The 5942-nt window shown below is 72.4% G+C and carries 7 protein-coding genes; all 7 read right to left on the bottom strand.

The features are described 5' to 3' along the window. Nucleotides 1-250, bottom strand: a 250-nt coding sequence (locus CCN56_RS03240) for a TerD family protein (protein WP_143664414.1), incomplete at its 3' end; no start/stop codon positions are given. A gap of 48 nt (nt 251-298) precedes the next feature. Then, nucleotides 299-1249 (bottom strand): GTPase Era, encoded by a 951-nt coding sequence (gene era / locus CCN56_RS03245; RefSeq protein ID WP_370468173.1) that lies wholly within the window; start codon nt 1247-1249, stop codon nt 299-301. Between the two features lie 40 nt (nt 1250-1289). Then, nucleotides 1290-2264: a WxL protein peptidoglycan domain-containing protein gene (locus tag CCN56_RS03250; RefSeq protein ID WP_086823318.1), complete on the bottom strand. Its 975-nt coding sequence runs from the start codon at nt 2262-2264 to the stop codon at nt 1290-1292. Between the two features lie 65 nt (nt 2265-2329). Next, complete coding sequence (locus CCN56_RS03255; protein WP_086823321.1) at nt 2330-3661, bottom strand: beta-xylosidase; 1332 nt, start codon at nt 3659-3661, stop codon at nt 2330-2332. A 203-nt stretch (nt 3662-3864) separates the two neighbouring features. Next, on the bottom strand, nt 3865-4344 hold the full coding sequence (locus CCN56_RS03260; RefSeq protein ID WP_086823324.1) for a hypothetical protein: 480 nt from the start codon (nt 4342-4344) through the stop codon (nt 3865-3867). 211 nt (nt 4345-4555) lie between these two features. Then, nucleotides 4556-4918, bottom strand: coding sequence for a cytidine deaminase (locus tag CCN56_RS03265; protein WP_086823327.1), 363 nt, complete (start codon nt 4916-4918; stop codon nt 4556-4558). Between the two features lie 66 nt (nt 4919-4984). Then, on the bottom strand, nt 4985-5806 hold the full coding sequence (locus CCN56_RS03270; protein WP_086823330.1) for a helix-turn-helix transcriptional regulator: 822 nt from the start codon (nt 5804-5806) through the stop codon (nt 4985-4987). Between the last annotated feature and the right edge of the window lie 136 nt (nt 5807-5942).

Here is a 5942-nt window from a genome sequence, read left to right on the forward strand (position 1 = left end):
TCTCCAGCCAGTCGGCGACCCGCTGCTCCTCGTCCCGTACCTGCCCGAGCAGGCGCACCGCGCCGGACGTGTGCGCGGGCTGGTTGTAGAAGACCAGGTCGCCGTCGCCCCTGACCCGGCCGTCGGCGTCGAGCAGCAGGGCCGAGGCGTCGACCTCCGGCACCCCGTCGCCGGCGGCCCGCCGGACGACCGCGATCCGCCACACCTGCCCGGGGACCGGCAGGTTTCCCCCCTTGACGATCTTTGTCACGGCGCCATGCTGGCACGCGTCCCCAGGCGCCGCCCGGAAAAACCGGAACTAGAAGCCGAGCTTCCGCAGCTGCTTGGGATCCCGCTGCCAGTCCTTCGCGACCTTCACGTGGAGGTCGAGGAAGACCGGGGTGCCGAGGAGCGCCTCGATGTGCTTGCGGGACTTCATGCCGACCTCCTTGAGGCGGCTGCCCTTGGGGCCGATGATGATGCCCTTCTGGCTGGGGCGCTCGATGTACACGTTCGCGTGGATGTCGAGCAGCGGCCGGTCCGCCGGGCGGTTCTCGCGCGGGATCATCTCCTCGACGACCACCGCGATCGAGTGCGGCAGCTCGTCCCGTACGCCTTCGAGCGCGGCCTCGCGGATCAGCTCCGCGACCATGACCTGCTCCGGCTCGTCCGTGAGGTCGCCCTCCGGGTAGAGCGGCGGGGACTCCGGCAGGAGCGGGATGAGCAGGTCGGCGACGAGCTGGACCTGCTTGTTGCCGACGGCCGAGACCGGCACGATCTGCGCCCACTCGAAGCCCAGCTCCTTGCCGAGCTGGTCGATCGCGATCAGCTGCTCGGCGAGCGTCTTGGAGTCGACCAGGTCGGTCTTGGTGATGATCGCGACCTTGGGGGTCTTCTTGATCCCGGCGAGCTCCTTGGCGATGAAGCGGTCGCCGGGGCCGAGCTTCTGGTCGGCGGGCAGGCAGAAGCCGATCACGTCGACCTCGGCCCAGGTGGTGCGCACGACGTCGTTGAGCCGCTCGCCGAGGAGGGTGCGCGGCTTGTGGAGGCCGGGGGTGTCGACCAGGATCAGCTGCGCGTCCGGGCGGTGCACGATGCCGCGGACGGTGTGCCGGGTGGTCTGCGGCCGGTTCGAGGTGATGGCCACCTTCTGGCCGACCAGAGCGTTCGTGAGGGTGGACTTGCCCGCGTTGGGGCGGCCGACGAAGCAGGCGAAGCCGGCCCGGTGGACGGCTTCGGTTTCTTGGTTGCGAGCGCTCATGGGGGCCATTGTCCCCGATGAGCGCCCGCGTCACGCACTCAGTGCGGCCTCAGGCCTCGCCCGGGGTCCCGACCGGGGTCCCGACCGGCGCCCGGCGGCGCCGTATCCGCAGGCCGTAGAGCCCGGCCGCGCCGCCCGTGACGAGGACCGCGGCGGCGAGCCAGGGCAGGGCCAGGAAGGACACGGTGCCGCTCTCCTTCACGTCCTTCGCGGTGGCGGTGAGGGTGACGTCGCCCCAGTCGAGCTGCGGGGAGCCGGTCCAGCGCTCGGTGAGCCGGATCTTCTGCCGGGGCAGCAGCTCGGCGGGGACCCCGGCGAGGTCGCGGTCGAGGAGGGTGCGGCCGAAGAGGCCCCGGGCCTTCAGGACGACCTTGGGGTTGAGGGTGACGTTGCCCAGGTTGTGCAGGGTGTACGAGACGAGGGCGCTGCTCGTGCGGGTGCCGGGGACGAGCGGCCGGTCCTGGTCGAGGGCGACGTCCTCGACGGCGAGGGCGGGGACGGTCGGCCCGTTGACCCGGAGGTAGACGCGGGCGCCGACCGCGCGCTGCACGCCGACGGCGACGGAGCCCTTCGCGCCCGGGGCGATCCGCTCGTCGAGGGCGACGAGGGCCCCGGGGTGGTCGCCGGGGTCGGCGTCGGCGGGGACGGTCAGGGTGTAGGGGACGGTGACGGCGGAGCGGGCCGGGACGGTGATCCGGGTCCGCTCGGGCTTGATCCAGGCGCCGGCCCCGGTCTGCTTCTCCCGCTGGGTGCGGACGGCGAAGCCGCCGTCGCGGTCGGTGTTGTAGGCGTCGGCGCCGTACAGCCGGAAGGTGAGCGGGGCGGCGGTCTTGTTGGCGACGGTGACGCGGTCGGTGAGCGTGCTGCCGGGGTCGGCGGAGAGGTAGAAGTACGGGCGGCCGCCGAGCTTCGAGGCGGCCGGGTAGACGGCCCACTCGCCGTTCTCGGCGGCCTGGGCGCCCGGCGCGAGGCCGAGCAGCACGAGGAGCGTGCTCAGGAGGAGGACGTACGGCTTCGTGCGCACGGGTGCGGACCCCCGGGGTGCGGATCGGAGCGGGCCGGCCGGGTGCGCGCCCGGCCCGCGAGCGGTCAGGACAGGGTCAGCGTGAGCACGCCCGCGTACGAGCCGGGCGCGGTGAACGCCGGGACGTCGAGGGAGAGCTGCGCGTCGACGGTGAACTCGCCGCCCGTGAGGGTGCCGTTCGGGGTGGAGGCGAGGGTCGCGCCGCCGCTGCCGACCGGTCCCGCCGAGCCTGCGGCGCAGGCGCTGGGGCTGCCGGCCTTGGCGGTGCAGGCGGGGGTCCAGGACAGGTTCCCGGCGCCGATGGCGCCGCCGGGGCCGGTGAAGTCGGTGACCTTGCCGGTCAGGGACCAGCCGGCGGGGCCGCCGCGGAAGTCCTTGACGGTCACCGTCTGGAGCGCGCCGGTGGCCGCGCCGCCCGCGCCGAAGTCGACGGAGGACAGCTGGACGGCGTCCCCGGCCTGGGTCATGGACAGCTCACCGGGGGTGACGGCCGCCGTGATCGTCTGGCTGTTCGGCGGCGCCGGCACGATCACCTTGTACGCGACGGGGCCCGCGCCCTTCTCGGGATCCCACGCCGCGCCCTCGTACGCCACGATCCCGGTGGTCGCCGGGTCGTTGACCTTCAGGCGCGCGGCGAAGCCGCCCTCGCTGTCGGTCGTGACGGTCATCTTGTCGGCGGTCTCCGCCGCTCCGGCGCGGCCGGCGACGGTGACCTCGGTGAGCGGGGTGAACTTGGAGCCGGTGACGGTGACGCGGACGCCCGGGTCGCCGGAGGCGTTGTCGAGCTGGAGCGCGCGGGTGTTGGGGTTGGTGGCGGGGCTCGCGACGACCGTCTCGGAGACCGGGGCGGGCGGGTTGAGCACCGTACAGGGGGTGTCCAGCTCCATGAGGTAGCTGGTGTGGATGTTGTAGTCGCCGGGCGAGAGGGTGATCGAGCCGGCCTCGGTGGCGGTGAAGGTGCCCGTCATGGAGAAGGCGGGGAAGGAGCCCTTGCCGGGGACCGGCGGGTTCTTCTTGGGGCCGGTGACGGTGACCGTGCCGCTCTGGGCGCCGCCGAGGACCACCTTGCCGGTGGGCGTCATGATGTCGGCCGGGAGCGCGAGGTCGACGGGGTTGGACGCGGCGGGCTTGGTGACCGTGTAGGTGACGGTCACGGTCTCGCCGACCTTGGGGCTGGGCTTGTCCACCGTGATCTGGGCCGTGGTGGTGCCCTCGATGGGCGGGATGTTGGCGATCGGCGGCGGGACGCAGCGGGTCTGGAAGTCCACCGCCTGCGAGGTGGTCGCCGCGCCGGCCGGGGCGGCGAGCGCGCCGCCGGCGAACGCGAGGGCGGTGGCGCCGAGGACGGCGGTCCAGCGCCGTCTTCGGGCCGCCGCCCGGGATCGGGTGAGTGCCATGTGTGTGCCCCCTCCTGAGGGATGAGTGGGCGCCATTGACGGCTGCGGGCGGAGAGAAGTCAATGGAATCGAAATACACCGACTGATGACCCATCAGATACTGTCAAGATCGCGAGCTTGACGACGTTTCCGCAGGTCAAAGCCGTCTGAGCACGACAGAGACCGGTGTCACCCAGGGCGACACCGGTCCGAGTGGTACGGGCTCAGCTGAAGACGAACGGACCCGGCGACTGCGAGGTCACCGCGTCACAGTTCACCGTGACCCCGAAGATCACCATCTTGAGGGCGACCCCCGCGAAGTACGAGTTGAGGCTGTCGCCCGAGGCCACGGTCCCGCTCAGCGGACCCATGACGACGGACTGTCCGGCACTGAGCGCCGGGTTCTTCTTCCCGGTGAAGACCCGGGTGCCACCGCCGGCCTTGGCCATCGTGAGGGTGGAGCTGATCGTGTCGGCGCCGACCGAGACCGGCGTCGTGACGGCCGAGGTGATGGTGATCGTCGCGGCGGTGCCGCTCTGCGTGGCCGTGAGGGTGGCGGTGCCGCCGCCCCAGCTGCCACAGTCGTACGTCGCCGTGGCCGAGCCCGGCGACACGGCGCCGGCCGTCGGGGCGAAGGCGAGTCCGGCGGCGGCGAGCGCCCCCGTGAGGACCGCGACGGTCCCTAAGGTGCTTCTGCTTCTCATGGCGAGTTCGAACCCCTTCTGCTGCCTGACGCAGGGGTGCGGACACTGCGTGAACGATGGAGATCTGACGGTCCGTCGGACGAACCGCTGTCATTGACGCGCAGACGGCCGGGGAAGGCAAGAGAAGATGCGGTGATCCTTCACAAACACACAAAGCAGTGGGGGACCGGCACGCAACCGGTCCCCCACCGTCCTGTTCCCGCCGCTCGGCTCAGCCGGCGGTGACCGCCGTGCGCAGCTTCCCGTCCGGACCCGCGAGCAGCACCGGGGTGTCCGGCCCGCCCAGGTCCCGTACCGCCGCGCGGTCCTCGTCCGAGGCGGCCTCGGCGGTCGACACGACGGCCGCCGCCTCCAGGGACCGGGCCCCGCTGGCCACGGCCATCGCGACCGCGGTCCGCAGCGCGCTCAGCTTGAGCGACTCCAGCTCCACGGTGCCCGCCACATAGGTGCGGCCCGTCTCGTCGCGTACGGCCGCGCCCTCGGGCACGTCGTTACGGGCGCGGGCGCTCCGCGCCAGGGTGATGATCTTGAGGTCCTCGGCGCCGAGGTCGCCGTGCTCGCTGCTGAGTGTCATGCCCCGAGCATAGGTCGGAGCCCACGGCCACCCGGTCCTGGTCTCAGCCCGTGATCGGCTCCGGTCTCAGCCCGCGACCGGGTACATCGCCCCGCGCCGCCCCTCCGGGGACACCAGCCACTCCAGCTTCTCGGCCGTGTTCGCCTCCGGCATCGGGGTGTGCATCACGATGACCAGGTCCGGGCGGGCCGGGACCCTGAGCTGGGTGGCCTCGACGACCAGCGTGCCGACCAGCGGGTGCTCCATCTCCTTGCGGTTCTGGCCGCCCGGCAGGATGTCCCGCCGCTCCCACAGCTCCGCGAACTCCGGGCTCGCCTCCTTGGCCTCCTCGACCACCGCCTGGAAGCCCTCGTCGTCCGGGCACTCCGAGCAGGCCGAGCGGAACTGGGCGACGACCTTCGGCGCCAGCTCCTCCCAGCCCGTCGACCGCGATCGGTACAGCGGGTCCGTGAAGAACGCGATCAGGCAGTTCTGGGAGATCTCCGGCCGCATCCCGAGCACGATCGCCGCCGCGTCGTTGTACATGACGGTGTTCCAGTACTGGTCCATGATGTGCGCCGGGAACGGCATCCACGCGTCGATGAGCCGCTGCAGGCCGTGGCACATGTCCCGGTCCTCCGGGGCCAGTTCGAGCGCCGGCGGGTTCAGCGCCGCCAGGACGTACAGGTGGCGGCGCTCGGCCGGGCTCAGCCGCAGCACCCGCGCCACCGAGTCGAGGACCTGCGGGGAGACGGTGATGTCCCGGCCCTGCTCCAGCCACTGGTACCAGGAGACCCCGACGCCCGCGAGGACGGCGACCTCCTCGCGGCGCAGGCCCGGGGTGCGGCGGCGGGCACCGCCGTCCGGGAGTCCCGCCTCGGCCGGGCTGACCCGGGCCCGACGGCTCATCAGGAACTCGCGCAGTTCGCCGAGTCGGTGCTGCTTCGCGCTGGCGCTCTCGAGAGCGGTGGCCACGTGTGCTTCCTCCCCCTGGACGCATGGTGGATGCCGGTGGTGCCTGGTGGATGCCGGTGGTGCCTGGTGG

Origin of the sequence: Streptomyces sp. NRRL B-24572, from assembly GCF_002156145.1 — a bacterium.
GTDB lineage: Bacteria > Actinomycetota > Actinomycetes > Streptomycetales > Streptomycetaceae > Streptomyces > Streptomyces vietnamensis.

Bases quoted from the DNA above. Each gene is read 5' to 3' on its own strand.
- CCN56_RS03255 (WP_086823321.1), bottom strand. From the start codon at position 3,661: ATGGCACTCACCCGATCCCGGGCGGCGGCCCGAAGACGGCGCTGGACC.
- CCN56_RS03265 (WP_086823327.1), bottom strand. From the start codon at position 4,918: ATGACACTCAGCAGCGAGCACGGCGACCTCGGCGCCGAGGACCTCAAG.
- CCN56_RS03260 (WP_086823324.1), bottom strand. From the start codon at position 4,344: ATGAGAAGCAGAAGCACCTTAGGGACCGTCGCGGTCCTCACGGGGGCG.
- era (WP_370468173.1), bottom strand. From the start codon at position 1,249: ATGGCCCCCATGAGCGCTCGCAACCAAGAAACCGAAGCCGTCCACCGG.
- CCN56_RS03270 (WP_086823330.1), bottom strand. From the start codon at position 5,806: ATGAGCCGTCGGGCCCGGGTCAGCCCGGCCGAGGCGGGACTCCCGGAC.